A 1937-nucleotide genomic window follows, 5' to 3' on the forward strand; every position below is an offset into this window, starting at 1 on the left:
CCGTAACCGCACCAGCCAAGGAGACGTGCATGCGCTCCTCCTCCGACGTGTCGCGCCGCGCCCCGTCGCTCGCTCGCAGGAGTCTCACGACGGTCGCGTCATAATCCGTAGGCGCCTGCGTCTTGCCTCGTGAAGGGGGCTATGGAACGAGAGCAAGAGGAGAGATAGCCATGTCGAACCAGAACCACAGCATGCAGGAAGACACTCGTTCGTCCCGCCCGGCCGGTCGCGGGGGTGCCGGCCGGGCGCGGGCGGCGCTGCCCACCATCTTCCGCCGAGTTCAGTCCAAGCGCGGACGGCACCGCTCGGGGCGGCACACGAGGTCCTACCTCTCGACGGCCAACTCCATGAAGGCGAACTCGGCCGCCTCCTAGGTCCGGGGCATCTGTCGCAGTGGTGGCGTGACCGCTTGACGTGCCCCTCATCACCGCGATTGGGGAAGCTTGGCCGACCCGCGCTTCGCCGCAGGCGCCGACGGCGGTGGTACCACCGGGCCGATGTCACCGTCCGGCGCCTCGTCAAGGTCGACGAAGACCGGAGCGTGATCGCTCGGCCCAGTCCCCTTACGTGCTTGCCGGTCCACCCACGCTGCTTGCACCCGCTCCGCCACCGTCCCGGTGGCCAGCATCAGGTCGATCCGCATCCCGAGATCCTTGTGGAACATTCCCGCCCGGTAATCCCAGTAGGTGAAGATCCTCTCGGCCGGCCAGCGGTCCCGTACCACGTCTCGTAGCCCGACCTCCTGCAACTCAGTCAAGGCCGCACGCTCAGGCGGAGTCACATGCGTCTGGCCGATGTACGCGTCCGGGTCGAAGACGTCGGCGTCGGTCGGTGCGATGTTGACGTCGCCGCACACCATCGCCGAATCCGGGCCCGCGGCGACCACGTCCCGCAACGCGGCCAGCCACGCCAGCTTGTAGCGATAGTGGTCGGAATCCGGTTCGCGCCCGTTCGGCACGTACACCGAATGCACGCGGATCCCGCCGCAGGTCGCCGCGACGGCCCGGGCCTCCGGATCCGGGAAGCCGGGTGCGCCGTCGACGCCGGGGGCGACGTCGTCGAGCCCGACCTTGGACAGAATCGCGACGCCGTTCCAACGCCCCTCACCGTGAGCCGCGAATGCGTAGCCTCGGTTGCCGAGTTCCTCGCCCAGCAGCTCGGCGAAACGGTCGTCGGCAAGTTTGGTCTCTTGGAGGCAGACGACATCAGGCCGCCGCTGGTCCAGCCACGGCAGGAGCCGGGGCAGCCGTTGTTTGACCGAGTTCACGTTCCACGTCGCCACCCTCACCTGACCTACGGTAGCCGCGACGATCGATGCATCGAAACCTGCACCCCGAGCAGCGCCCGACAGCCGGAGGCGGCTGCCGCATTCAGGACCATGTCACGCGCGAGGCGGTGCGAAGCGCCTGAACGACCAGTCCGGCCGGAGACACCATCCCTTCCACGTACCCGAGCGATTCAGCGCGTTGTTCCCGGTCCCGAGAGGTGTCGATGACGTGCTCAGCGAGCTCGGTGATGTCTTCGAGCGTCCGCACACAGCGGAAGTACACGAGCCGGTCGGGATCGACGTCGATCCTGCCGTACCCGTCGAGGAACCATGACTGTTGCTCGTCGGTGACGGGGGCGAAGGGTAGGACTCCGCCGCCGAGCACGAACATCAGGTCACGCTCGGGCGGGGCGAGCACGGCGTCGTCCCAGTCGACGAGGGTGACCTCCTCCGACCCGGGGACGACGATCAGGTTGCCCAGGTGCGGGTCGCCGTGGCACACGGCCCACGGTGACGGTTCGGCCTGGCTCCGTAGCTCCTCGGCGAGTTCGAGTGCGCGGTGTCGTACGGCGCGGAGCCGCTCACGGTCGCCCATCCAGGTCCGGACGAGCCTGGAGATGAGCTCGTCGTTGGTGTCGATCCCCGGCGACGAGCCACCCGACGTGTGATC

3 protein-coding genes are annotated in these 1937 nt (G+C 68.2%); 1 reads left to right on the forward strand and 2 read right to left on the reverse strand.

Features of this window, described 5'->3' with window-relative positions; translation table 11 throughout:
- Positions 1 to 170: 170 nt before the first annotated feature.
- The gene (locus ELR45_RS10000) at positions 171 to 374 is read left to right on the forward strand and encodes a hypothetical protein (RefSeq protein ID WP_129665565.1); all 204 of its coding nucleotides are present in this window, start codon (positions 171 to 173) and stop codon (positions 372 to 374) included.
- Between the two features lie 50 nt (positions 375 to 424).
- Here ELR45_RS10000 and ELR45_RS10005 read toward each other — a convergent pair whose 3' ends face one another.
- Both ELR45_RS10005 and ELR45_RS10010 read right to left on the reverse strand, forming a co-directional pair.
- The gene (locus tag ELR45_RS10005; RefSeq protein ID WP_129665567.1) at positions 425 to 1288 is read right to left on the reverse strand and encodes an exodeoxyribonuclease III; all 864 of its coding nucleotides are present in this window, start codon (positions 1286 to 1288) and stop codon (positions 425 to 427) included.
- An 82-nt stretch (positions 1289 to 1370) separates the two neighbouring features.
- Positions 1371 to 1937, reverse strand: a 567-nt coding sequence (locus tag ELR45_RS10010) for a phosphotransferase family protein (protein ID WP_165367643.1), incomplete at its 5' end; no start/stop codon positions are given.

This window comes from Phytoactinopolyspora endophytica (assembly GCF_004138495.1).
Lineage (GTDB): Bacteria > Actinomycetota > Actinomycetes > Jiangellales > Jiangellaceae > Phytoactinopolyspora > Phytoactinopolyspora endophytica.